The 25,563-nt window shown below is 41.0% G+C and carries 23 protein-coding genes and 2 tRNA genes; 3 read left to right on the forward strand and 22 right to left on the reverse strand.

Going from position 1 to position 25,563, the window contains the following annotated elements; all coding sequences use genetic code 11:
- Positions 1-406: 406 nt before the first annotated feature.
- On the reverse strand, positions 407-2,860 hold the full coding sequence (locus tag MsAm2_RS04350) for a DUF5814 domain-containing protein (RefSeq protein ID WP_338097046.1): 2,454 nt from the start codon (positions 2,858-2,860) through the stop codon (positions 407-409).
- Between MsAm2_RS04350 and MsAm2_RS04355 the strand changes: the two genes are divergently transcribed.
- Positions 2,844-3,053, forward strand: a complete 210-nt coding sequence (locus MsAm2_RS04355; RefSeq protein WP_338097047.1) for a hypothetical protein — start codon at positions 2,844-2,846, stop codon at positions 3,051-3,053. The genes MsAm2_RS04350 and MsAm2_RS04355 overlap by 17 nt on opposite strands.
- Positions 3,054-3,101: 48 nt before the next feature.
- Here the strand turns inward: MsAm2_RS04355 and MsAm2_RS04360 are convergent, their stop codons facing one another.
- The 10 genes from MsAm2_RS04360 to MsAm2_RS04405 all read right to left on the reverse strand — a co-directional run bounded on the left by MsAm2_RS04360 (position 3,102) and on the right by MsAm2_RS04405 (position 11,955).
- Positions 3,102-3,650 carry a ParB N-terminal domain-containing protein gene (locus MsAm2_RS04360; RefSeq protein ID WP_338097048.1) on the reverse strand — a complete coding sequence of 183 codons (549 nt, stop codon included), beginning with the start codon at positions 3,648-3,650 and terminating at the stop codon, positions 3,102-3,104.
- Between the two features lie 259 nt (positions 3,651-3,909).
- On the reverse strand, positions 3,910-4,503 hold the full coding sequence (locus MsAm2_RS04365) for a hypothetical protein (RefSeq protein WP_338097049.1): 594 nt from the start codon (positions 4,501-4,503) through the stop codon (positions 3,910-3,912).
- A 436-nt stretch (positions 4,504-4,939) separates the two neighbouring features.
- Positions 4,940-6,238 (reverse strand): TrpB-like pyridoxal phosphate-dependent enzyme, encoded by a 1,299-nt coding sequence (locus tag MsAm2_RS04370; protein ID WP_338097050.1) that lies wholly within the window; start codon positions 6,236-6,238, stop codon positions 4,940-4,942.
- A gap of 209 nt (positions 6,239-6,447) precedes the next feature.
- Positions 6,448-6,522, reverse strand: a tRNA-Glu gene (locus MsAm2_RS04375).
- Between the two features lie 258 nt (positions 6,523-6,780).
- Positions 6,781-7,890 (reverse strand): hypothetical protein, encoded by a 1,110-nt coding sequence (locus MsAm2_RS04380; RefSeq protein ID WP_338097051.1) that lies wholly within the window; start codon positions 7,888-7,890, stop codon positions 6,781-6,783.
- Positions 7,891-7,983: 93 nt separating this feature from the next.
- Positions 7,984-8,205 carry an LSM domain-containing protein gene (locus MsAm2_RS04385; RefSeq protein WP_338097052.1) on the reverse strand — a complete coding sequence of 74 codons (222 nt, stop codon included), beginning with the start codon at positions 8,203-8,205 and terminating at the stop codon, positions 7,984-7,986.
- A gap of 327 nt (positions 8,206-8,532) precedes the next feature.
- The gene (gene proS, locus MsAm2_RS04390) at positions 8,533-10,017 is read right to left on the reverse strand and encodes a proline--tRNA ligase (protein WP_338097053.1); all 1,485 of its coding nucleotides are present in this window, start codon (positions 10,015-10,017) and stop codon (positions 8,533-8,535) included.
- A gap of 101 nt (positions 10,018-10,118) precedes the next feature.
- The gene (locus MsAm2_RS04395) at positions 10,119-10,277 is read right to left on the reverse strand and encodes a Dabb family protein (RefSeq protein ID WP_338097054.1); all 159 of its coding nucleotides are present in this window, start codon (positions 10,275-10,277) and stop codon (positions 10,119-10,121) included.
- A gap of 6 nt (positions 10,278-10,283) precedes the next feature.
- On the reverse strand, positions 10,284-10,424 hold the full coding sequence (locus MsAm2_RS04400; protein WP_338097055.1) for a Dabb family protein: 141 nt from the start codon (positions 10,422-10,424) through the stop codon (positions 10,284-10,286).
- Between the two features lie 94 nt (positions 10,425-10,518).
- Entirely contained in the window at positions 10,519-11,955 is a 1,437-nt protein-coding gene (locus MsAm2_RS04405; protein ID WP_338097056.1) for an MFS transporter, read from the reverse strand.
- 396 nt (positions 11,956-12,351) lie between these two features.
- Between MsAm2_RS04405 and MsAm2_RS04410 the strand changes: the two genes are divergently transcribed.
- On the forward strand, positions 12,352-12,582 hold the full coding sequence (locus MsAm2_RS04410; protein ID WP_338097057.1) for an Lrp/AsnC ligand binding domain-containing protein: 231 nt from the start codon (positions 12,352-12,354) through the stop codon (positions 12,580-12,582).
- 536 nt (positions 12,583-13,118) lie between these two features.
- On the opposite strand, the gene MsAm2_RS04415 is transcribed toward MsAm2_RS04410, so the two are convergent.
- From MsAm2_RS04415 to rnz, 3 genes are all read right to left on the reverse strand, one after another.
- Complete coding sequence (locus MsAm2_RS04415) at positions 13,119-14,612, reverse strand: aldehyde dehydrogenase family protein (RefSeq protein ID WP_338097058.1); 1,494 nt, start codon at positions 14,610-14,612, stop codon at positions 13,119-13,121.
- A gap of 137 nt (positions 14,613-14,749) precedes the next feature.
- Complete coding sequence (locus tag MsAm2_RS04420; protein WP_338097059.1) at positions 14,750-16,024, reverse strand: 3-isopropylmalate dehydratase large subunit; 1,275 nt, start codon at positions 16,022-16,024, stop codon at positions 14,750-14,752.
- A 58-nt stretch (positions 16,025-16,082) separates the two neighbouring features.
- Positions 16,083-17,003 carry a ribonuclease Z gene (rnz, locus tag MsAm2_RS04425; protein WP_338097060.1) on the reverse strand — a complete coding sequence of 307 codons (921 nt, stop codon included), beginning with the start codon at positions 17,001-17,003 and terminating at the stop codon, positions 16,083-16,085.
- A gap of 99 nt (positions 17,004-17,102) precedes the next feature.
- Between rnz and nth the strand changes: the two genes are divergently transcribed.
- Positions 17,103-17,975 (forward strand): endonuclease III, encoded by an 873-nt coding sequence (nth, locus tag MsAm2_RS04430; protein ID WP_338097061.1) that lies wholly within the window; start codon positions 17,103-17,105, stop codon positions 17,973-17,975.
- A gap of 48 nt (positions 17,976-18,023) precedes the next feature.
- Here nth and MsAm2_RS04435 read toward each other — a convergent pair whose 3' ends face one another.
- From MsAm2_RS04435 to MsAm2_RS04470, 8 genes are all read right to left on the reverse strand, one after another.
- Positions 18,024-18,974, reverse strand: a complete 951-nt coding sequence (locus tag MsAm2_RS04435) for a hypothetical protein (protein ID WP_338097062.1) — start codon at positions 18,972-18,974, stop codon at positions 18,024-18,026.
- A 286-nt stretch (positions 18,975-19,260) separates the two neighbouring features.
- Positions 19,261-19,332: transfer RNA gene (locus MsAm2_RS04440), tRNA-Gly, on the reverse strand.
- Between the two features lie 704 nt (positions 19,333-20,036).
- The gene (locus MsAm2_RS04445; RefSeq protein WP_338097063.1) at positions 20,037-21,167 is read right to left on the reverse strand and encodes a TIGR04084 family radical SAM/SPASM domain-containing protein; all 1,131 of its coding nucleotides are present in this window, start codon (positions 21,165-21,167) and stop codon (positions 20,037-20,039) included.
- Positions 21,168-21,275: 108 nt separating this feature from the next.
- Entirely contained in the window at positions 21,276-21,734 is a 459-nt protein-coding gene (locus MsAm2_RS04450; protein ID WP_338097064.1) for a hypothetical protein, read from the reverse strand.
- Between the two features lie 245 nt (positions 21,735-21,979).
- A complete protein-coding gene (locus tag MsAm2_RS04455; RefSeq protein WP_338097065.1) occupies positions 21,980-22,843 on the reverse strand; it encodes a DUF1638 domain-containing protein in 864 nt (287 codons plus the stop codon).
- Positions 22,844-23,273: 430 nt separating this feature from the next.
- On the reverse strand, positions 23,274-24,191 hold the full coding sequence (locus MsAm2_RS04460; protein WP_338097066.1) for a bile acid:sodium symporter family protein: 918 nt from the start codon (positions 24,189-24,191) through the stop codon (positions 23,274-23,276).
- Between the two features lie 89 nt (positions 24,192-24,280).
- The gene (locus MsAm2_RS04465) at positions 24,281-24,631 is read right to left on the reverse strand and encodes an AzlD domain-containing protein (protein WP_338097067.1); all 351 of its coding nucleotides are present in this window, start codon (positions 24,629-24,631) and stop codon (positions 24,281-24,283) included.
- A 3-nt stretch (positions 24,632-24,634) separates the two neighbouring features.
- Positions 24,635-25,519 carry an AzlC family ABC transporter permease gene (locus MsAm2_RS04470; RefSeq protein ID WP_338097068.1) on the reverse strand — a complete coding sequence of 295 codons (885 nt, stop codon included), beginning with the start codon at positions 25,517-25,519 and terminating at the stop codon, positions 24,635-24,637.
- Between the last annotated feature and the right edge of the window lie 44 nt (positions 25,520-25,563).

Consider the following 25,563-nt stretch of genomic DNA (forward strand, 5'->3'; position numbering starts at 1 on the left):
CAAAGGGCGGGGGGACAACTTCCCGCCAAAGATTTGCTGCGCAAATAAGCGCTCCCGTTGGTCGCGAATTTTTCAAAGGGTGGATTTGCCGCTAAAAGAGTTCGCTTACGCGAACTTGAGCGGTAAATAGCCGCTCTTGCTGAAATATTCCATGGGACGGTGCGGACACGCGCGTGCGATGTGCATCATTTTTTAAAAAACATTCAGCAAAAAGGATTGCCTATTTTTTTTGATTTTGTCTTTGAATTTTAAGCCTTATTTTTTGTGACTGACGCCACTTTTGCTGTTATGATTCTCTTAGGCGGCGCCGGCACGCGCGATGTGCATCATTTTTTAAAAACTGCTCATAAATCCAATTCGCTGGTTTTTTAAAAGAGTGAACAAAACGAATGCCGTATTTTTGAGTTCATCCCTGAATTTTCAGCCTCATTTCTTTTGCCGCCGCCGCAATCTCATTTTTCTTTACGGTTTTCGCAATCAGCTCAATCGCTTCCAAATTTCGGACGGCGTCTTCCAAATAGGAAAAAACATCGCCGGCATACGCGGAAATTCCATAATCGTCTTCCAGCTTTCGAATGATTTCAATCGGCTCTAATCCCTTGGTTCGAAGAAGAATAATTTTTTCGGAGAATTTCCGCTCGGCACAGCCGCAATATGGAGACTCCGCGCAAGAACACACAAACATGTCGGCGGCAAAATTGAGAAGCAGCTTTTGATACTTGGGACTGACATCTTTTAAATTAGAGCCGTCAAAAATAATGTCCATAAACGCGCCTTGAAAAACACGTGACGGCAGATTCATACGCAAATCTTTGGAAATTTGCTCGGCATACTTAAATGTCGCCGCGGTGAAAAAATCCAAATTCGTAATAATGTGAAGAACGGAAATGTTTGCGGCAATCGAATCCACAATCATGTAGGTTTTGGATACCGACAAAAAATAAGCGGACGCGATTTGCCCGAGACGGGTTTGCCGAATTTCCTTGCCCAAAAGCTCAATGAATTTGAATTTTTGAAGCTTAATAAGCATCATGTTTTCGGAAAAACTTCCAAACATCGACCGGTGAATTTTAGACAAATCTAAGCGGGAACTGGTGACGGAAACCGATGCCAATAGTTCTTCCAATTGCTCTTCTTCATCGTAATCGAATTTTTCTTCCAAAAGACCGCCTTTGAGAAGCGCGATCGCAATTTCTTCTTCTGTCTCTTTTGTGCCGGACAAATAGGATTTTCCGGGAACCGGCATGAGAACAACAATTCCCCGGTCATGGTAATCGGGACGCCCGGCCCGCCCGCTCATTTGAAGAAAATCGGAAACAGACAGCCATTCAATGCCCATGGCCATCGATTCAAAAATGACTTGCGATGCCGGAAAATCAACGCCGGCCGCCAAAGCCGCTGTGGTCACGACCACCGGAATTTCACCCCGGCCGAATTTGTTTTCAACGACTTTGCGTTCGTTGAGATTGAGGCCGGCGTGGTAAAATGCGGCCGGAATGCCTTGCGATTGGAGCGCGCCCGCAATTGTATGGCAGTTGACCCGGGAATTTGTAAAAATAATCGTCTGCCCACGGTGTCCTTTGGAGGATTTCATCGCGTATTCGTCTTGAATCAATTGCGCCATCAGCCGGTTTTTCTCATGCTCCTGCGCAAAAATCAAATGCCGCTCAATCGGAACCGGGCGGTGTTCATAAACCACCAAATTCGAATCCAGTTTTTTTGCGAAATAATCGGGATTCGCGACGGTTGCGGAGAGATAAATGAATTGCGTTTCCGGAAAAGTATACCGCAGGCGTGCAATCAATCCATCCAGACGGTGGCCGCGCTCGGGATCGGTGAGCATATGAACTTCGTCAATGACAACGGTGCCGACTTTTCCGAGGCTGTCGGCATTTCCGAGCCGTAAAATATGGTCGATGCCTTCATAGGTTCCGACAATGATGTCGGAATCAAGTGTTTTTCTCATGGCGGATGTTGATTTGGTTTTGATGAGTTCGGCGCCGATTTTGATCGAAACCGATAAATCAATTTCAGAATAGCGTTTTTGGAATTGATCATATTTTTGATTCGCAAGCGCGACAAGCGGCACCAGATAAAGCATTTTTCCTTTGCCGTTGAGAATGTTTTCAATGCCGGCAATTTCGCCGACCAATGTTTTTCCGGTTGCGGTCGCCGACACGACAAGCAAATTTTTTCCCAAGAGAAGACCTGCGTCGACCGCAAGCGATTGAACGGGAAGAAGCGTTTCGGATTTGGACAGCAACAAATTCTTCAGCCGCTTGTGAATCGGCAGTTTTTTGATGCCGGTGAGTTTTTCGGCCGTTACTGATTTAACGGTATCGTATTTTGTGACTTCCGGGTCCAGCCGTCCGGCTGAAAGCATCGCCACCGTTTTTTCGAAATCTTTGGTCCGCAGAAGTGTTTCATAAAAGAAATCAACGGTGGTGTCGCCCATGTTTTGCCGGGAATTTTTCAAGACTTTGCGCAACTCATCTTTGGCGCAGTCGGGGCATATTTTTTCTTTGTGATAGCGAACGGAGGATTTGTTGATAAAATTGAAGCGTTGGGCCATTCGGCAGAACCGGCAGATGTTCACGTTTTCATATTTGAGCTGGTAAGCGCAAAGCAAGCTGCTGAGTTCCTTTTCCCGGTCAGGCGAGCCGCCGGATGCCACCATAATCCGGTTGGCTTTTTTAAGCAGGTTGATGAAGTCTTTGGATTGGAAATATTCCTCATCGGACAATTCTTTTCCTTCCCGTTTGAGAATTCGGATTTTGTGCGGGCGAAAGCCGGCCGTATTTTCTTTGAGCTCCAGCTCTCCGGTCCAAAGCGGCTCCTTGTTCTTGTCCAAAATGATCATGACGGTCCATTTCGGACCTTTTTCGGCAAATAAAATCCACAACATCGGATACATGAAAAGAAAAGAAGGGTTAAAAACCTTATTGAAAAATTCGCTCCCTTTGGTCGCGAATTTTTTAAAGGGCGGGGGAACAGCTGCCGCCAAAGTTCGCTTTGCGAACAGCTCCCTTCGGTCGCAATTAAATGCAAACTAAAAAATAACATCAATCGGCACAAACTAAAAAATAAAAAAATGCTTTGATTCATTTCCTTTTATGGAAAATAAAAATCAAAGCAGCAAATACTGAAAAACCCATGAAAAGCGTAAAACTTGGAATAGGGCTTCCGTCTTTTTCCGCCGGCTGATTGTCGGATAAATTGAGGGATCCGTTGGCACCATCTTCTATGCGTCGAATGATAATCGGCACATTCTCAATACCATGTTCTTTTCCAATATTTGTAATAATCGTTACCATCCGATCTAATTCTTCTTCGGAAATATTGCAGTCCATGCGAATAGCAATCATAAAATATCCACTTGTTGATGCTCCAATTCCATTCACACATTTAGAACGAGGCATGAGAAGTTTCTCATCATGAATTTCAGTTACCATGCTATCCAGAATCGGCCAATACTGTGCAGCTTCCTCTTCTGTCGGCTCTTTTCCTGTGATTCTCAGTAAATTGGGGTCTTCCGATGTGGAAGAAGTTATATTTTCTTCACTGGAATCCGCCAGAGTAAGTCCTGTTAAGAAAGAAAAACAAAATAAAGCGGTTAGTATAAATAAGCATGAGTGGATGAATTTTTTCATATTCGTCCTCCTTGTTTCTTATTTATGATAAAATCTTTTTTCAAGAAGAGATTTCTTTTGAATTATATAAAACAATTCTGAATAAAAATAATAGAAAAGAAAATAAATCCATATTTTTTTAAAAAAACGTCCGCCGCCAAAAAAAAGGAAACGTCACCGGTTTTGAATGTAGTTTTAAAAAACCGGCAATCGATTGGTTTTATTTTAAATTTCAAAATGAGCTTATTATTTGTTTGAATATTATTAGAATTTTTTAAAATTATTTAACAATATTATTAAAAGCTGTTGTCAAGCCATCAAAAATACTTGTATATCCGATTAGAAGAGGCACACCATTAAACTCTTCGATAACAATTGGCACATTGTAAATCCCTTCTTTGAATGCATATTTGTTTACAAGACATTGGATATTTTCTAAATCTTCTTGAGAAAGTTCATTTACCCTTTGAGGATTAATGGAAATACAAATGTATCCGGATGCCGTACTGCCGCAATATTGAACGGTACCACCATTTTTCTCTAAATATTTTTGAAAATCCTTATCTTTTTGAACTGAATCAACGATTCGTTCAAGTTTTATTCGCCATTCATAAGCTTCTTTTCCGCCAACCGATGGAACCGACCCATAAAAAGCAATTGTTGTCTCTTGAGTTGTTTTTTCATCAAACAAACCAGGATCTAAAGAGCGTGTATTATTATAAATCTCCTTCATTTCCTCATCCGTCAAATTCAAATGATTTGGATTTCTGAGACTTTTTTCTTCCGATTTATTTTCTAAAATGATTACAATAGACCCTAAAAAAACGAGGGCTATAAGCATAAAAACAAGAAAAGTTTTAATCTTAAAATTCATGATGTAACATATTCATAACAAAGTTAAATAAAAGCCAAAAATAAAAAAATGAAAATAAAAATGGCATATTAAACCATTTTTATGTTAATGTTTTTGTTTGAGTTGTATATGGTTTATGAAAAATTCGCGACCGAAGGGAGCTGTTCGCGAAGCGAACTTTGGCTGTAAGTTGTCCCCCCGCCCTTTGAAAAATTCGCGACCGAAAGGGAGCATATTCGCGAAAGCGAACTTTGGCTGTAAGTTGTCCCCCCGCCCTTTGAAAAATTCGCGACCGAAAGGGAGCATATTCGCGAAAGCGAACTTGTGGCGGGAGTTGTCCCCCCGCCCTTTGAAAAATTCGCGACCGAAAGGGAGAATATTCGCGAAAGCGAACTTGTGGCGGGAGTTGTCCCCCCGCCCTTTGAAAAATTCGCGACCGAAAGGGAGCGAATTTTTTTTACACAATCTTTCCTTCCAAAAACTCCTGATAGTAAGTCATGTCCAAAAGTCCATGTCCGCTGAGATTGAAAACAATGGTTTTCTCTTCGCCGGTTTTCTTGCATTCGATGGCTTTGTTAATCGCGCTGCAAATCGCGTGCGTCGACTCGGGCGCCGCCGTAATTCCTTCCGTTTGAGAGAAGAGAACGCCGGCATTGAACACATCTTTTTGGCCAAGGGCTTCGGCGGTGATGATTTTGTCGGCATACAAATTGCTGATGATGGGAGAACAGCCGTGGTACCGAAGACCTCCCGCATGCATGCTGGGCGGAACGAATTCGCATCCGAGCGTATACATTTTCAATTTGGGCGTCAATTGACCGGTGTCGCCGAAATCATAACGGTATTCGCCTTGGGTCAGAGACGGGCAGGATTCCGGCTCAACCGCAATGATTTGCGTGTCCAAATTCTTGTTCATTTTGTCTTTGACAAACGGAAACGCAAGACCGCCGAAGTTGCTGCCGCCGCCGCAACACGCAATCACATAGTCCGGATAGTCTTCAATCATTTCAAATTGCTTCTGTGTCTCAAGACCGATAATGGTTTGGTGAAGCATGACGTGATTTAAAACGCTGCCGAGGGTGTAGCGGGTATTGGGCGTGGAAAGTGCATCTTCCACCGCTTCCGAAATCGCGATTCCAAGCGTTCCCGGGGTATCAGGGGTTTCCTTTAAAACCCGGCGTCCATATTCGGTGAGATTGCTTGGGGACGCCGCGACTTTTCCATTCCAGAGATTCATGAGTGTTTTTCGGTGCGGTTTTTGCGCGAAACTGGAACGGACCATGTAGATCATGCATTCCAGGCCGAAATGGTTGCAAGCAAACGCGAGCGCGCTTCCCCATTGACCGGCACCGGTTTCAGTCGTCAGCCTTTGGCTGCCTTGTTTCATATTGTAATACACTTGCGGGATGGAGGAGTTGGTTTTGTGGCTTCCGGTCGGGCTTTCTCCTTCGTATTTGTAATAGATTTTGGCCGGGGTTTTGAGATATTTTTCCAAATTCACCGCGCGGCGGAGAGGATTTGGACGGAATAATTTGTACAAATCCAACACTTCCGCCGGAATGTCAATGTATTGTTCCATGCTCATTTCCTGGCGGATTAATTCTTTCGCAAAAATCGGTTCCAATTCCGCAGCCGTCGCAACTTTACCGGTGGCCGGGTTGACCGGCGGTTCGAGTGGTGTTTTCAAATCCGGAACGATGTTGTACCACTTCTTCGGCATATCGTTCTCATCCAACTGAACTTTATAATAATCCATAATTTTAAAACTCCTTTTGAGATTTGTTTAATGTTTTTTGCAATACATAAATGTATAAATTAATACATCAAAGTCCTAAACCAATCAAAGGTATATAAATTTGGTGCTTGATAAAAAAGAAAAGGAAGAAATTGGGAAAAAGAAATCGAAAACAAGCCTTTATAAATAAAATTAAAAAAAATGAAAACAGTTTCGCCTGATATAAAAAATGCTCTGGTCGGGATTCGAACCCGAGTCGTCGGCTCGAAAGGCCGGAATGATTGGCCGAGCTACACTACCAGAGCAAATGAATAAATGAATATTAGAATTGGACGATACCCACGATATCGTTTTTAAAATAAACATGTTGACGCATTCCTATTTACAGGTCAGCGTTGTGAGCATAAAAAGGCACATCTTCTATATATATATTTTGGTAAGATGGAGCGATGTTGTTTTTTCGAAAAATACCGAATAAAAGACTCAAAATAAAAACAAGATGAAATTAAAAAAAGAAAAAACAAAAGAAAAATGAAAACGAAAGAATGAATTAAAAATAAAAATCAATATTCCTCGTCTTCAAAACCATCGTCGGCAAATCCTTCGCCGAATTCATTCGAGAATTCGGATGGTTCAGGCATTTGGGATACGACCGGTACAGTTTCCTCATAATGCGTTTCGCTATAGCCGAAACTGTTTTTCAGCTCTTCCGGTTTATCATGTAAATTGATAATCCAAAACGTCAACGCTGGACAGTATTCCGGACGGCATTCACCGCTGCAGCCGGTACAGGGGGAAAAAATGTCACCCACCATCAAAACTTCAAAGTTTTTCTCATTGATTTCCTCTTTGGCTTTAAGCAAATATGTTTGAGTTCCGCCAACCGTTGCTTTTTCTCGCATGACTAATTCCGAGTCTAACAACTTCTTGATGATACGGGAACATTTGCGGCTATCGATATCCAATTCTTTCCAGATTTCATTTTGATAAATGCCGCCTTTTTTGTTCAAAATAACATCATAAACCGCCTGCTCAATGTCTTCAGTTGAGTCGTCGGCATCTTCATCCAAATCCATTATTTCCGGTTCAACAGTTTTTGAATTCTTAGCTTTTGCCTTGGATTCTTTTGCCGCCGCGACTTTTGTTTCTTTTGCCGCCGCGACTTTTGTTTCTTTTGCCGCCGCGACTTTTGTTTCTTTTGCCGCTGTGGCTTTTGTTTCTTTTGCCGCTGTGGCTTTTGTTTCTTTTGCTGCCACCGGCTTTGTTGTTTTTGCTGCCACTGTTTTTGATTCCCTCGTTGTTGCAGTTTTTGTTTCTTTTGCCACCGATTCTGTTTTTACAGATTTTGCTGCCGTCGGCTTTGATGCCTTTACGGCTGCCTCTTTTGTTACTTTGGATACTGTCGTTTTTGTATCCTTTGTTGCCGCGGTCTTTGCGGCCAAAGATGCCGTCACCTTTTTTTGAGCAACATTCGCCTTTGTTCTTTGAGAAGCCGCCGCTTGAATATCTTGAGCTATGTTTTTTGAAGATTTTACGGTTTTTGCGGAATTTGAACTTTTTGCCACCGCTGCCGGTTTTGTTGCCGTTGCTTTCTTTGGAGAAGACACACCTTTCGGTTTTTGAACAGCCGTAGATTTCGTTTCTTTAATTTTCGTATTCGCCGCTTTTGCCATGGTACACGATTCCTAAACCTGGGGATTCAAAGGACAGAGTAAACAGATTGTAATAACAGACAGAATTGATGCTTGATCTTGATTTATTCCGGCTTACTCAAGCGGTGTGATCAAAATGATATTGTTTCCTCTCAAAACAACAGACCCGAGAGATCTTTCCTTTTGACCGTTGACAATCTCAACCGTATCAATCAAATGCAAATTCATATAGTCATCCACCGTGCTTAAAGTTCCTTCTAAAAGATTAGAATCGCCTTTCATCTCTACAAGAACACGTGACCCGATAATTTTTTGGACTTTCTTATTTGGGAACAAAATAATCCCTCACTTCTTTTATTGAAAAATAAAATAGCAAATAAAATAAAAATAAAAGAAATTCAATGAAAAATCAACAAAATTCTTGAAATTTCTTGAAATTTCTTGAAAATTCAAACATTCATGAAAACGAATGTGGGATGCTTAAATGCTTTTATTGCATATAAACATTACATTCATTTCTTGATATGATTTTTAATTTAATGAATAAATTAAATATCTTAAGTAATTTGATACCATGAAGTGATTTAATAATTTTAGATTTAATACAAATTTCATACAATTTTTTATATAAAATATGTTCAAATAAATTATACATTTAATGATTTAATAAGTTTTAGCAACGTAAACAATCTTGGGCGTGATTTTCCCGCATGCCGGACAAGTTCCGGAGTCACCGCTTTGGTGAATTGGAATTCCTAAAATACCTGCACCAATTTCGTCTTCCATTCTTTTGCCGCATTCCGTGCTTTCACACCAAGAAATCGTCGCAACGCCTTTTTGGATAGCCTCTTTAACCTCCGGCAAACTCTTGCACGGGAAAATCAAAGCATTTTGCCGCACCTTTGCAGCGTCATACAAATCATCACCCATGGCGGATAATCTGGACTTCACTTCGTCGGCAATATTGTCCAATGGCACAAATTCTTTTTTGCCGGTGTCACGACGAACCAAAACGGCGGAATTCTTTTCAAGGTCTTTCGGACCGATTTCAATCCGAAGACAGACCCCTTTTAATTCCCATTTGTAATATTTAGCGCCCGGGCGCAAGTCGCTGGCATCTGTTTCCACGCGGATTCCTTCCTTTTTCAAAGAATCCACCACCTTGTCGCACGCCGCCATGATTTTTTCCGTTCCTTCTTTGAAGAGAACCGGAATCACAACCACCTGAATCGGCGCCGCAACCGGCGGCAAAACAAGTCCCTTGTCGTCGCCGTGAAGCGAAATAAGCGCAGCAATCGACCGCTCGGAAATGCCGTAACAAGTCTGATTCGCCAAAACCTGTTCACCATTTTCATTTTCATACGTAATGTCATACGTTTTCGCAAAATTGGTTCCCAAATGGTGGACCGTTCCGATTTGAAGCGTTTTTCCATCCGGCATAATCGCATCCAGCGCAATTGTATAGTCGCCGCCCGGGAATTTGTCCCAGTCCGGGCGCTTGGAAACCAAAACCGGAATAGAAATTTTACGGTAAATGTCTAAGTACAATAAAACAGCCTCATCGACTTGTGCTTTGGCATCGTCCCATGTGGCATGAACAGTATGTGCTTCCTTAAAAGATGTAATTTCACGTAACCGGATAAGCGGGCGGGTGTGTTTGGTTTCATACCGGAATGTGTTAACGATTTGATACAATTTAATCGGCAAATCCGCGTGAGAGCGCACCCAAAGTTTGTACATCGGATAAATCGCGGTTTCGCTGGTCGGGCGAAGCGCCAAATTGACATCCAGAGGCGTTTTTCCGCCATGTGTCACCCAATAAACTTCATTTTCAAAACCCTTGATATGTTCCGCTTCTTTCATGAATTCATTTTCCGGAATCAAAAGTGGAAATAGAGTTTCCTCATGGCCGGAATTATCCAAAACGTCCCGAATAATCGAATACACACGTTTTCGAATCCCAAACCCAAACGGATACCAAACATACAATCCTTTAACCGGATAGCGGACATCCATAATTTTTCCGATATCAATAATCGTGTTGAACCATTCGCTGAAATTTGATTTTGGCGGCAAAACCGCCTCTTTTTCAGAATTGTCGGCAGGTTTTTTTGCCCCACTGACATCTTTTCCGGAACTGTTTGTCATAAATTCACCAATTTTCCAAAAAGGTTATAATTACAAAAAATTATAAAAAATAAACGATTAAACCCAAAAATGATCATCAATCAAAATCATCAAATGACTTATCAATCAAATTCATAATCAATTGAACACCTTCCCGAATTGACACTTTTGACAAATTCGGCCACTTCGACATGAAGCGGATTTTTTTGATAAATACGCATTTTTTCTTCGGATTGAAAATCACAAATCAAAATGACGTCGGCATTTTTTTCCGCCGGCAACGCATTCTATTCCACCCGGATGCTTAAAATTTCGGGAATTTTTCCGTAGAGTCCTTCCAGCTTTTCTTTAATCAGGCAGGCATTTTTGCCGGCCGAGTTTCCCATCGCTTCCTCACAAAGAGTCCACATCACAATATGTCTGAGCATGGTTGACAACAACGGTTTATTGATATTAAGATTTTTTTGTCCGGCAAACGGCCGTTTTGTCAAAACGAATGATTTGCCGAAAGAATTAAATTTTTTACACATCGCAATTTTTGCTTGCCGTTCCGCGGGCATAGGAGAAAGCGGCGCCGATGAGACAGAGAACGGCACTGAGAATAAAAACGGCGTGCATCGCGTTTAAGAAACTTGGAATGACTTCCGGACCAAGCATGTCTGTACTTCCAACAAAGAAAGAAATGCTGCCCATCGCAAGCGCCATAGAAAGAGCCATTCCGGCCTGCCGCATGACCGCGAGGACGGAACTTGCGCTGCTGTAATCTTTTTTGCCGACCGAATTCATAATAGAAGACGTGTTGGGCGCCGCGAAGAATGCAAAACCAAATCCGATAACAATTTCAAAAGCAATCACGACCGGAATCGGTGTGTTTCCTGAAAGTGTTGTCAAAAGCAAGAGCCCGCCGGCCAAAATAATCATTCCGAATGTGGATAAATACCGGCTTTCGATTTTGTCCGACATTCTTCCAATCAGCGGAGAAAAAATCGCCTGGATGACCGGTTGCGCGAGCAAGACGAGACCGGCTGTTTGCGCCGTCAAATTGTCGACGGATTGCAAATACAAACTCATGAAAAACACAATGGAATAGGTTGCCGCATAATTTAAAAAGGATGCGAAATTGGATCGGGCGAACATTTTGTTTTGAAAAAATAATTTGACTTTCATCACCGGGAAAGATTGCCTTTTCTCATACAAAATGAAAGCCGGCAGAGAAATTAAACCAATGACCGAGCACACAATGGCCCAGTTGTTGGGAAGATTGGTCAGCCCGATAATCAAAAAGAAAACCGTTATCGCATAGAAAAGGGTTCCTGCCCAGTCAAACGGTTCTCCTTTGGATTCGGCAAAATCGCCTTTTAAGCCGTAGCTGATCAAAAGACCGCCGAGAATAGAGATTGGGATCAGCAAAAAGAATAAACTTTGCCAACCAAAATTGTCAGTCATAATGCCGCCGACAACCGGTCCTAAGGAAAATCCGATGTAAATGAACCCGACGTTAATTCCAAACGCGGTTCCTCTTTCTTTGGGCGGATAGACGGAGCTGATGATGGCCGAAGCGGTTGAAAAAATGCAAGACATGCCGATACCGTCTAAGAACCGCAGCAAAACCAAAATGTCATAAGTTGGTGAAAACGGTGCCAAAAACGATGTAATGACAACGATGACCGTGCCGAGTAAAAATACTTTTTTCCGACCGAAAAGGTCTGCCAGCCGCGCCACCGGAATCAAAAATAAAACTGATGCCAAAAGATAAGCAGTGGACATCCAGCCGAGCGCGTGTGCCGTTACTTGAAAGGTTTCTCCGATTTGCGGCAGAGATAAATTGACCATCGCTCCGGCAAAAGGCGTCATGAAAGCTGCAATAGAAGCACCGGCCAAAATGAGTTTTTTCTCTTTGGACGAATAAACACGAGGAACAGGACAAGAAGATTCGGTTGCGAGGGAATGAGATGTCATAAAGATCAAGAGAGAGAATTATTGGGGGTAATTGAAAAATTGGATAATAAAACAATTTTTAATATTTTTTTATTTTAAATTTTATTTTAAATTTTATTTTTTATTTTAAATTTTATTTTTTAATTTTTAATTTTTTAATAATTCTACGTGGCCATTATTATTTATTTAATGAAATAAAATTTGCAGAATAATGAAAATAATTAATTAAAGGAATTAAAGACCAAATGATAACGACTATGTATATATAGTTGAGCCACCCGTTTATTTTTATGTTTTTGAGCGGAAAAAAAGTAAACTTTCAATTCCGGTTTTTAAAATTTTTTTGATAATGAAAAATTTATATACAAAAATACTAAATTTGGTTCACCGATTAATATTAAATGGGAGGAAACAAAAATGGTCATTGGAGTTACCATGTTAAACGTGTTGCCCGGTTCTGAAAAAACAGCTTACAAGGATTTAAAATCCTCAACCGGCGTCAAAGATGTTTACCATGTTTTTGGGGAATTTGACTTTGTCGTCATCATGGAATTGGAAACCCTTCGGGAATTAAATGATGTGGTGGACAAAATCCGGGAAAATCCGAATGTCACCGCAACGCAAACAATTGTCGGAGCCGAGCTTTAATTGAAAAATGAATGAGATGACACGGGAGTTTTCTCATTCAATCTTTTATTTTGCATTTTTTGTTTTATTTTGAGTGATCCTGTTTTTGAGTTTTATTTTGGCGGCGGCATACGTATGCGTTATGGCGTCTGCATTAAGAAAAAAATTATAAAAACAGGAAGTCGGATTTTTTTTAAAGAAATTAAATTTCCGGGTTCTTTTCAAATTTTGCTACTGCTGCATTTGTTTACAGTTTTGAGCATTGCTGCATTTGTTTACAGTTTTGAGCATTGCTGCATTTGTTTACAGTTTTGAGCATTGCTGCATTTGTTTACAGTTTTGAGCATTGCTGCAATCTGTTTACAGTTTTGAGCATTGCTGCAATCTGTTTACAGTTTTGAGCATTGCTGCAATCTGATTTTCACATCCATTTTCCAATATTGCATTCCGAGAAATTCGAGATGCAAAGCATCTCGAATTTTCGGGATGATTTGAATGAATGGAATAAAATGAGAAAATAAGTAAAAATGAAAATAAGTAAAATGAGTGAAAAAGAGTCAAAGCATCGTATTTTTAATCACAACGGTTTTTGTTTCTAAATAATCTTCCAAGACACGGTATCCGTTTTCCCGGCCAAGCCCGCTTTCTTTCACACCGCCAAAAGGCAAAGACGGCAAAACCCGGGAATGCTGATTCACCCACACCACCCCGGCTTTTAACTCTTGGACGGCTTTTTGAACACGTTTTAAATCATTTGTCCAAACGGAAGCCCCAAGACCGAATTTGGTGTCGTTCGCCCGCAAAACCGCCTCATCCAAATCTTTGACCGGAACCAAAACCATAATCGGGCCAAAGATTTCCTCTGTCAATAGGACGGAATCGTTGGAAATGTCGGAAACGACCGTCGGCTCAATGAAAAAACCGCCTTTCAAATTACCGGTAAGTTGCGGAACTTTTCCGCCGGCCAAAACAGATTCTTGAGGAACGAACCGCAAAATGGAAAGAATCGATTCCCACTGCGTTTTATCACAAATGGGTCCCAATGTCGTATTTTTGTCAAGACCGTTTCCAACTTTAATCTTGGAAACCTCGCGAAGAACCTGATCTTTAAAATCGTCGAAAATGGATTCAAAAACAAAAATGCGTTTGGGCGAAACACATGCCTGCCCGCAATTAAAAAACCGTGCCCGAACCGCTTCCGCCGCACATGTTTGAATGTTAACATCGTCACAAATAATCATCGCGTCACTGCCGCCCAGTTCCAGTGTCAATCTTTTGCCCGCCGATCCGATCGAACCACCCGAATCACCCAAACTATTCGAAACACCCAAACCATCCGCAATCTGCCGCCGTACAGACTTTCCGGCATCAATGCTTCCGGTAAATGAGATTTTACAGATTTGAGGCGATTTTGCAAAAACGCCGGCGGCTAATTCCCCATTTGCCGGAATCACATTTAAAACGCCGGATGGCAACCCCAATTCATAAAATATTTCGGCAAGCTTTAAAACCGTCAGCGGACAGGTTGTCGATGGCTTCACGACAACCGCGTTCCCGCAAAGAAGCGCTGGAATGACTTTCCAGGAAAAAATAAGTGCCGGAAGATTCCACGGCAAAATCGCGGCACAAACCCCAAGCGGTTGTTTAATCGTAAAAGCATAACCGTTTGTGTTTTCATAAAAATCAGAGTGAAAGGACGAATAAAGGCCGGCAAAATAATCTATAACTTCCGTAACGCCTTCAATTTCACGGCGGGATTCAAAAAGAGGCTTTCCTTGCTCTTTTGTAAGAAGAACGGCAAGTTCTTCTTTTTGTTTTTCAGATTTCAGTGCCGTCGAAATTTGAAGAAGAATAAGTCCGCGCTCTTGAGCGCTTTTTTTAGACCAAGATTCAAAAGCCAAAGCCGATGAAGAAATAGCATCAAAAACAGTTTTTTCATCTGCTAAAAAAACAGTGCCGACAAGTTCACCAGTCGCCGGATTAAAAACGTCTTTCGAATACAATTTTTCGGCAAGATTTGGAAAACGCATTTGACCGGAAATGAACATCATAGACACCTTTTTCATGTTTTGTTATGAATTTTTAATTATTTGTGGATGGATGATTTCTTGATTAATCTTTTGAGGGATAATTTCCTGATTATTTTTGAGGGATAATTTCCTGATTATTTTTGAGAGATAATTCAACATTATAAAAATTCGCGTGGGTCCGTAATTTCGCCCGTGAGCGCCGATGCGGCCACCGTTGCGGGGGACCCGAGAAAAACGTTGCCGCCTTTTCCCATGCGTCCCCTGAAATTGCGATTCGCGGTCGACAAACATGTCTCCCCCTCTGCAATAATTCCTTGATGCGCACCCAAACAGGGGCCGCACCCGGGCGTAATAAAACTGACACCGGCTTTAACGAGCGTTTCAAAAATGCCGGAAGAGACGGCTTCCAACAAAACGCTTCTTGAAGCGGGTGTCGCAATCGTTCGGACCTTGACGGTTTTTCCTTTTAAAATTTCCGCCGCGGTCGCCAAATCCTCCAACCGACCGTTGGTACAGGTTCCAATAAAAGCCTGATCAATCGGCGTTCCGGCGACTTTTAAGACCGGTTCCACGTTATCGACTTCATGCGGACAGGCAACCTGCGGTTCGATGTCGGCCGCATCATAATATTTTTCCCGGCAGAACACGGCGTCCGGATCCGAATAAACCGGTGTGTAATCGGCTGCCGCGCGTCCTTTTAAGAAGGCGAATGTTTTGTCATCCGGAGGGACAATTCCGCTTTTAGCGCCCATCTCAATTGCCATATTGCACAGCGTCATCCGACCGGCAACCGACAAATCCGCAATGGCAGAGCCATAAAATTCCACCGCTTTGTAGGTCGCGCCGGAAATGCCGGTTTTTCCAACCAGATAAAGTGTCAAATCTTTAGCGTAAACACCTTTTTTCAGAGTCCCGTCCACCGTCATTTTAATGGTTTCGGGAACCTTAAACCACAGTTTTCCGGAGGCAAAAATTTCAGCCATGTCAGTAGCACCGACGCCGGTTCCAAAGGCACCAAATGCGCCGTAGGTGCAGGAGTGAGAATCCGCGCCGATAATCAATTTTCCGGGAAGAGCAAAACCTTTTTCCGGTAGAACTTGATGGCAAATTCCTTCTCCGCCTTCATAAAAATGAGAAATGCCTTGCTCACGGACAAATTCCCGCGTATTTTTTTGAAGAGCGGCTGCGGCTTCCGTGGCTGCCGGAACCAAATGGTCGAACGGAAGAATAATTTTTTCCGGGTCCCACACTTTTGAGATGCCCATTTCCCGAAAAGAATGAAGCGCAAGAACGCTTGTCCCATCGTGCGCCATGGCATAATCAATATTTGCCGACACAAAATCGTTGGCAGAAACATTTTTTCCGGATGTCCGGCTGAATATTTTCTCACTGATCGTTCCCTGCATAAATTGTCCACCAAACCTATTTTTCATAAATAAATTTTAATTTATAATTTTTAATTTTTTTAAAAAGATTTTATTAAACGTCTTGTTATTCATCCCGGTTTTTAAGATCAATTTCCATGAGATCTTGTGCGATCATTGTGTTTTCAAATTCGGTTTTGGCTTCGTCCAAAACCGGGGCGACATCTTCCGAAAAGCGCTGGCTGATATGGGTCAGAATCAATTGCCGGACATTGTATTTTTTGGCCAGTTTGGCGACCCCTTTGGCGGTTGAATGTGCCCATTCGTCTGCGTTTTCTTTCATATCGGACGTAAAGGTCGCTTCATGAATCACGGCATCGGCATCTTGTGCTTCATAAAAGAATAAGTCGGTTTCACGGGTATCTCCACTGTATGCGATTTTTAAGCCGGGACGTTTCGGACCGACGACCATGTCCGACGACACCACCGTTTTGTTGGGAAGGGTAATGCTTTGCCCGCTATGCAGTTTTGAAAAAGCCGGACCCGGCGCGACGCCGAGTTCGACGGCGCGGTCCCGAAGGAAGCGTCCCGGGCGCTCATCTTCTTCTAAAACAAAACCGAGCGCCGGCCGGTCATGGTCCGCCCGAACCGCTTTGACGCTGTACCCGTCATAGCGAACAATGTCGCCCGGGGAAAGTTCAACGACTTTGAGCGGGAATTTAAGTTTGTGCATGCCGAGTTTTGAAAACGCGTCCATGATTTCATCAATCCCAAACGGCCCGTAAACGGCGATTTCTTCCATTTGTCCTAAAAACGCAAGCGTTTGAAGAAGTCCCGGGAGTCCCAAGATATGGTCGCCGTGAAAGTGGGACAGAAAAATGGAGTGAAGTTTCATCATGCCGGTTTTTGCGCGCATCATTTGCTGCTGCGTTCCCTCGCCGCAATCAAAAAGAATCATTTCTCCTTCCCGTTGAATTAGAATGGAAGAAGTGTTCCGGTCTTTGGAAGGAAAACCTCCACCGGTTCCGAGAAATACAATTTTAATCATTGGGTTTTAAAAGACACAGGAATTATTTAAATTCATTCAAATCATTTCAATGTCATTTTACAGATTTTTGTCAATTTTATGAGTGAGGGGTGGAATTAAATGACGGATTCAATCAAAAAAACGGCGGCAAAACCCGCATCCAAAACAACAATGAAAAGTGAAACGAAAATAAAATCAAAACCGGCAGCAAAACCGGCAGCAAAACCGGCAGCAAAACCGGCAGCAAAACCGGCAGCAAAACCATCTAAAAACCAATCGATTATGCCGGTTTCGGATTTAAAAACCAAAAGCAAAACCTATCCGTTGTCTTCTCTTCCCGTATTTCCGGTGTCGGGCCTTTTGGATAATCGTAAAAATTTCAACGCGATTTGGGAAATTTTAAGCGGACTGTATCCGAAGCCGGAAATTGAATTGGATTTTAAAACTCCGTTTGAGCTTTTGGCGGCCACCATCATGTCCGCGCAGTGTACCGATGTTCAAGTCAATGCGGTCACCAAAACTCTTTTTCCAAAATATCAAAAAATTTCAGATTATGCCAACGCCGACCCGGACGTGTTTGAAAAGGAAATCTATTCCACCGGATTTTACCGGATGAAAACCAAACACATCATCGAATGCGCTCAAATCATCATCAAAAATTACAATTCAAACGTGCCGGACACGATGGAAGAATTGGTGAAGCTTCCCGGGGTCGGCCGAAAAACCGCCAACATCGTTTTGGCGCGCGGCTATGGAATTATTGACGGAATCGCCGTGGATACGCATGTTAAAAGATTGTCAAACAAACTGGGATTTACGGAAAATGATGATCCCGAGAAAATCGAAAAAGATTTGATGAAGTTGGCCAAAAAAGAAGATTATGATGATTTGTCGCTGACACTTATTTTCCATGGACGGCGCGTTTGCAACGCGCAGCGGCCGAAATGTACTGTTTGCGCGATTTGGGAATTGTGTCCGGCGGCAATTTTGTAAAAAATAAAAAAGTAATCATAATTATGATTACTTTTGTTTTTTAGAGATTTACTTTTTTTTGAAAACATTTACTTCCATTTTATCGGACTGAATATTTCGCTCCGTAGCATATATCTTTATTTTATCCTCAGAGAAAATTTGTATACCAGCACCGTAACGGAAATGTACACCTATTGAAGGCATAAGATTATGAGAGTGCTTTGTATACAAATGTTTTCGACCTTCTTCATTACCGATTTTTTGTTTTACTAAATTTAACTCTTTTTTATCTATATCAACATGATATAGATCCAACCAATCTTCATAGGTTAAACTACTTGGCTGAGCTCTAAATCCAACCATGTATACTTTTTCAGTTTTATCTGTAAGCAATGCAATTGACTGATAAGCACCATCATCGCCCCAATGCTTATAAGAAGAAGTAAATATTTTTTCAAATTTTGCAGATTCTAATATTTCACTTTTAGCACGATAAAAATCAATGGAAAAGTTGTTAACAGAAACTGCAATTAGATAATAATTTTCATTTTTTACTATATAGTTAGTTATACCAACACCCATACTTCCTTTGTCTCGATGAATATCAAATTTATTAATGTGTTTTGCACTATTTGTCATTGAATCAAAGAGAAATAAGGAAATATAAGAGTCTTTGCCGCTTTGGTCTCCACCTTTTTCAATTCCACAAAGGAAATAATCCCCAATACACTGCATTCCTCCCGGATGATTAAAATTTTCATATGGTGTTTTGCTCATAACTAATTTCTGATCTTCTTTACCAATATAAAATAGACCTCTTGAGAGGTGACCACTATGTGATAAAATAAAAGTATCTTTAATTTTTGTAAATCCCTGAATGTGGCAGGGCTCAAAAGGCATTTTTGGCAATTCTTCTACCTTTAAAGTAAATAATTCTCCATTTGTAGGTAGATCTTGAAAACATTTTACAACATCGTTTAATCTTATATTTTTATCTTTAAATGCATTTTCATCTGACATATTTAGCCTCCGATGTCCATATCATACACCAACAGATAACTTTTGATATGAAACATCAAAATATAATAAATAACAATTACATATATATTTTATTGATTGTTTTTTTATAATATTTAAATTTTTTAATATTATAAAATATAAAATATAGATAAAATATATAGTGATATCGGCAGTTATAGATTATAAAACAATTAGATCTTTTAACTCAAAAAATATTGAATTAAAATACGTTGAAAAAAAATGGAAATATCATAAAACATATAATATTTTTTGAAAAAAAGTTGCATGCATCGTTCGGGATTCGAACCCGAGTTTGCGGCTTGGAAGGCCGCAGTCATAGCCGCTAGACCAACGATGCATAAGTAAAACAATAAACAAAAGAATTGATTTTTTAAAAAAACCATTTCGGGAAATCCCGAATCAAGCAATCCAAAAAGAGATTGATTTTATTTAAATATTGTGGTGAAGAATAACGAAGAACAAAACCGCTCAAAAATCACAAGCAAACCGCCCGCAAATTCAAATGTTTTTGCATTTGTGTTTGCGGAAATTTTTTCTAAATATTTCCGATTTTTTACAGTTTGCTGCAATCAGCTTCTAATTTTACGGTTTGCTGCATCAGCTTCTAATTTTACGGTTTGCTGCATCAGCTTCTAATTTTACGGTTTGCTGCAATCTATTTTAACGATATGTTTTTGGCGCCGTCGCCGCGCGTTATGGCAACAACTTTTTTAAAAATACAATAAAAACCGGAAGGCGGCTTTGCTGAAAAGTTTTCAATTTTATAGTTTTCTGCATCTGTTTTTAATTTTATAGTTTGCTGCATCTGTTGCTAATTTTGTAGCTGCTGCCGTATCTACAAATATCTATTCATCCTAACAATCCGAGAAATTCGGACGCGGGTACGCGTCCGAATTTTCGGGACATTTTGTCCGGATAGAAATAATTGAAAAATAGAAAAAACAATTGCGACCGAAAGGGAGCTGTTCGCGAAAGCGAACCTTGGCGGCAAGTTGTCCCCCCGCCTTTGAAAATTCCGAAGCGAAGCGAAGGAATTTTCTGTTACGGAATTATCTCGCAACTGTTGTATTTTATGTGAGAGGAAAAGTCCTCAAGGTCGATTTTTTTCGTACGGATGAGTTCTTCAACTTCCGGTTTTACCCGCAAAAGCGCTGAAATCAGGAAACGAATCGTTTGACAAACTTCCCTAAACCCTTCAATTCCCCACTTCATCGTTACATTCGCATACAAGCAGCGACCGCCGCAAATTTCAAGGACGTCACAATTTTTACATTCCCCGGAGACATGAATCACGCGCAAACGGTTTGGGTTTTCATGAAAAATGTCGCCCGAATAATAATCGCTCATCCCGCTCATCACGGGACAGGGAGACAATTTGCCGTCGGTTTGAACATTGTATTCCGTCCAGCCGGCCCCGCACCGCAGGTGCGTTTTTTGACCCCTCAAGAGAGAATCCATGATATTGACAAACGGATACATTTGAAGAACAATTCCCGTTCTCATCGCCTCTACCCAAGCATCCACCAGCTTTTGAATTCCCGGATTGTAGCTTTCATTCGCCCAGCGGCAAAACGTTTCGCGCCGGGTTTTGTAATCATTTCTCCAAAAAAGAGCGTTGAGCTGCCAGTGAACGCTGTCAAACGAAAAATCCGGATTGTCCAAAAGATGCAAAACGCTTGCGAAAATATCGGTTTCTTCCTGAACCGTCATCCGAGCAATGATTTCGCCCGTAAAACCTTTTTGGCGCACGATGTTGGCATTTTTTGCAATTGTATCGTAAACGCCCGCTCCACGGTAATAATCCGTCAATTCACGATTGCCGTCAATGGAAATAGAAATCGTATGCAATCGTTGGAGATAGTCCGCCGGCACGCGGTCCAAAAGTGTACCGTTTGTGTGAAGCAAAAAAGTCTGGGCCGGAAGAGAATCCATCATCTCCATCATCTTGTCCATTTCAAGAAGCGGCTCCCCACCATAAAAAATAACAACGGCCTCTTTGTCTTTGGCTATAAAATCACAAAGCGCGCGGGTTTCATATGTGATGGTTTCGGGAACATCGTAGTCAACCGAAATTCCGTCGTCAAAATCATCAAAACAGTCGCAAACTTCACCGTAACAATACCGGCATTCCAAATCGCACGCCATTGTCAACGTCACAAAAAAGTTAACCATAATTTCCCGTATTCCAATTTTATTCTTTTTTTAATTTTTCATGGATTACGGGAAGAAATGTATTTAAGACTATTGATTTTAATGTTTTGATTTTTAAATTAAACAACATTACTCATGTTGCTTTTTTTGGCTGTTGAGTTTGGCTTTGGATTGCCCCTGAATCGGTTTTAACGGAATCCGGTCAATGCTGTACGCAAAAAGGATGCCGAGAACCAATTGAATGATTAAGAAAATTCCGATGCCGGTCAGCATGTGTTGCAAAACGATTTCCGGGAACAAATTGAAATAGAGCCCAACAAAAAGACCAATGAGCGACAGCAAAAATAAAATTTCATATATGAATAAACGTTTGTTTTGCTTGGACACTTGGAAATACCGAAGCAAAAGGAACCAGACAACGATGTTGATGATGAGAAGCGCGATGATGATGTAAGTTGCAAGCGGCAATAAATTTTCGGCCGTAATCGCTTCTCCGGACGGCAAAAAGAAGTATTTCAGCACAATAATCGCCAAAACACTGACCATAAAGTTCATCACGCCCAGCTTTTCTTGTTTTGTCAGACTCATGTTATTTTTCTCCAAAATAGGTAAACCGTTTATTTTTCAATAAACATTTTTTTTCAATAAACAATAGATAAAACTAAAACAATAGAGAAAACTAAAACAATAGATAAATCATAATCCCAATAAATTTAATTAAGACTTGTGGTCTTTTTTTAAAAAATTTCTGTTTTTTCAGGTTTTTGTTTTTTGAATTTATATCTTTAATTTTCATTTTTTAAATTTATGTCCTTGATTTCCATTTTTCAAGTTTATGTCTTTTCCATGATTTGTTTTAATTTCAGGAAACAATCCTCAAACATGTCTTGGTGTCCGCCCGAAAGGTCAAAAACTTCAAAATTGTACCGGTCGGCAAATTTTTGAATGTTTTCGGAAACATTTTTCGTATAGGTCAGCCCGGTATCCAAGTTGGCGACCCGTTTATAATTGGATGCTTCAAACATGAATTTATTCATTTCAAAGATTTGCTCATCTGTCAATTTGTAAGCGGATCCCTTCTTTTTGTATTCAAAAAACTCATCAATCGTTGCCGCATACATCGGAGTAAAAATAAAAGTGCCGACCCCGCCAAAACTTTTCAGCAAGCTGGAATATGTATCCCGGCTTCCGAGTGTCGCCCCAATGCAATCGTCCGCAATCACGCCGTTTTTGTCCCGCAGAATCACAATCGGACATGTGTCTTTGAAATCATCTTCCACATTTCCAAGAACATTGCCGCAAAGACCGTACAGCAGCAAAATACCGTCCACTTTTTGTGAAAATTCGGAAATTCGGTCGTATACTTCTACTTTGAGTCGTTTGGGTAATTCATGAAGACCAAGTTCCAATTGCCAAACCACAAGCGACAAGCTGGATGATGAATCGGAAACCGAATCGGAAACCGAATCGGAAACCGAATCGGAAACCGAATTCAATTCGGATTTGTTTAAATCGGGAAGCTCAGAAATGCTTCCAATCGGCCGAAAATCAATTTGACATTCCCGAAGTTTGGACGTAAATTCAATATGCTCACCGTTTCCGACCACATAAACATTTTTGATTTCCGGATTTTTCTCAATTAAATAAATAATTTCATCCTGAAGCATCTTGCAGGCTAAAATTCCCATCATTGCCATTTCAAACACACCACTTGAAAAAATTAATTCAAAATATGATATAAGATAGAGATTTAAATAAATAAACCCAACTGTTAAAAATTTTAAAACTATCTGCCCAAACATAGACATAAGAACAAAAATAAAATCATAAACAGATGCAGCAAAATAAAACCATAAACAGATGCAGCAAAATAAAACCATAAACAGATGCGATAAACTCAAAATTTAAAAAGAATGAATCCTATCCAAAATATCCTATTTAAAAAAAGCCGTCTTCCGTATTTGTTAAGAGAAATCTAAAAGGTGATGCTGTAATGCACGCGGCGAAACGGCAAAAATGAAAAAATAAAAAAATAAAAAACCACTGTTGTAAAATTAAAAAAGAAAATGAATTCTTTCTTAGGAGTTTTTTTTCAGAAAACAATTCATTCTCTTGAATTTGAAAAAATTATTTAGACCCGGGAGGTGAGCCGGCATTTGTTCCAGCCGTTCCTTGTATTCCCGGACCGCCGTATTTTCTCATTAATATCGCAACCGGCAAGGCGAATATCAATATGATGACAATGTAAGTCATCAAATATGGCGTTAAGTTGTAGCTTGCGAAAAACGTTGCCGAAAGGGATAAAGTGACACCGAAATTTTTCGCGATCGTTACCATGGAAACTGTTTTCTTTTCGAGTTTGTTTCCCAAAGTCAAAAAACCGGCCAGGAAATTCAAAAGCAGAATCAAGAAGAAAATGAAGGCGACAAAAAGACCGACATCGATAATGTTGCTGATATTGGGAACCAAGTACGAAAGAATCACACCGACCAATCCCAAATTGGACAAAACCAAGAGAGGTTTTTTGAGTTTATCCGCCCATGCCGGCTTTGTGCCACGGAGAAGAAGGCCAAGTCCCATCGGAATTAAAACAAGAACGATCAAATTCGCGATGATGGATATGGAATCAATTTGGACGTCTCCCGGCAAAAAGATGTGGGATGTAAACGGAACAATGAATACAACCGCAATGGACAAAACCGCCAAAAGCGCAATTGACATCGGCTCGTCTCCATGCGCCAATTGGACATTTTTCGGACCACCGGATGCCCCCGCAATTAAATTAATTAAAATGGCTGTCAACGCCACCGCAGGATAGACTTCCCCCAAGGAGGTTTGAAAAATTTGTGTAATCGCCACCGCAAAAAGTGGGCTTAATACCAAATTGATGACAAGAGCGGACAGCAAAACTTTCGGCATTTTAAACGATTTTGAAATATCTTGAAGGGTCATGGTGGTTCCCATTTCAATCATCGTCGCGTAAATGAACAAAATCAGTAAATACGGTTGAACGGATACCAAAAAGGCATTTATTTGGTCAATCAATTGAAAAATCTCCTTTCTTTAATTTATCAAATTTAATGAATCTTACAAAAAATACAATAACAAATTTACAAAAAATACAATACAAAATATTAAGCCGTAGAACCGGTGACGGAGGGCAAAAAGAATTCAATCACAAAAACAGCAACAACGCTGATGATGATGATGTAAACCATTTTGACTTTCATCAAGGATAATAAAAACGCGATTCCGCCGCCAATTACAGCTGAAACCGGACTGCTTGTCGCTTGAAAGATTTTTGGAAATGTCAGCACACCTAAAATTCCGTAAGGGACGAGCTTGAAAAAATTTTCCCAATAGCCGGTAATTTTAATATTGCGCATCGCAAAAAGCGGAACGACACGCGGAATAAAAGTAGCGATACTCATTGCGATAATCAGCAAAATCAAATAATTGACGTTTCCCAAGCTGTATGGAAGCATGAATCAACGTTCCTCCTCGTTTGTTGAAGTTGCGGATGACAAAGAAGAGGCGGACGTGCTTTGCCCTTCCAAAAAAACCGGAATTGCCGGCGGATTTTTGGATTTATTCTTTTTCTCTTTTCTCTCGTTCCAAGTCAGATAATACGCACCGGACGCGGCACAAATCACCGGAATAATAATAAAATCGAAGGATTCCGGCAAAGCATTTAAAATCGGAATGTCCGCAACAAATGTATTGATGATAGCGGCGGCCGCGAAAATGAGAAGCACCATTTTGAGTTTGAGCATTTCCTCGCCGGTCAGCACCAAATACAAAGCATAAATCGCAATTCCAAGCGCGCTGAGAACGGAAGCCGGAATAAATCCGCCAAATAACGCGCCGATAAAAGTCGCTAAAATCCACAAAAGATAAGAAACCCCTTCAAGCCCCAGCGCATAATAACCCTGGATTTTGGAATCCCGGGCGGAGAGAAGTCCAAATGTCTGGTCGGTAATCCCAAATCCCAATGCGGCCCGCATTTTGGAGGAAATATCAGCGTCCATTTTTTCTTCCGCAGTCGCGCTGGTCAAAAGTCCTTTGATGTTGATAAAAAAAGTAGTTATCGCAATTTGAATTCCACTAGACCCTGCTTGAATCATGTCTAAAGAATTGAATTGGGCCGCTGCCGAATAAACCAAAACGGACATCAGAAGCGTTGCCCACAGCGGCAAAGGTTCGCTTCCGGTCACGGACAAAACGCCAAAACTGAGCGCAATTGGAACGCTGCCGATTGCAATATTCATGCCATCTTTGGCGCCGGCAATCATCAGGTCTTTTTTCCCTTCCGGAAGAGAAGAAAAATGAGGCAAACGATGTTTTTGTCCGGGATGGGAAGAATCAGTGGTCAAAAAAACAGTCCTCTCTCTAGTTTGATCTGTTGAACCGTTTTTCC

The organism is Methanolapillus ohkumae, from assembly GCF_032594355.1.
Lineage (GTDB): Archaea > Halobacteriota > Methanosarcinia > Methanosarcinales > Methanosarcinaceae > Methanolapillus > Methanolapillus ohkumae.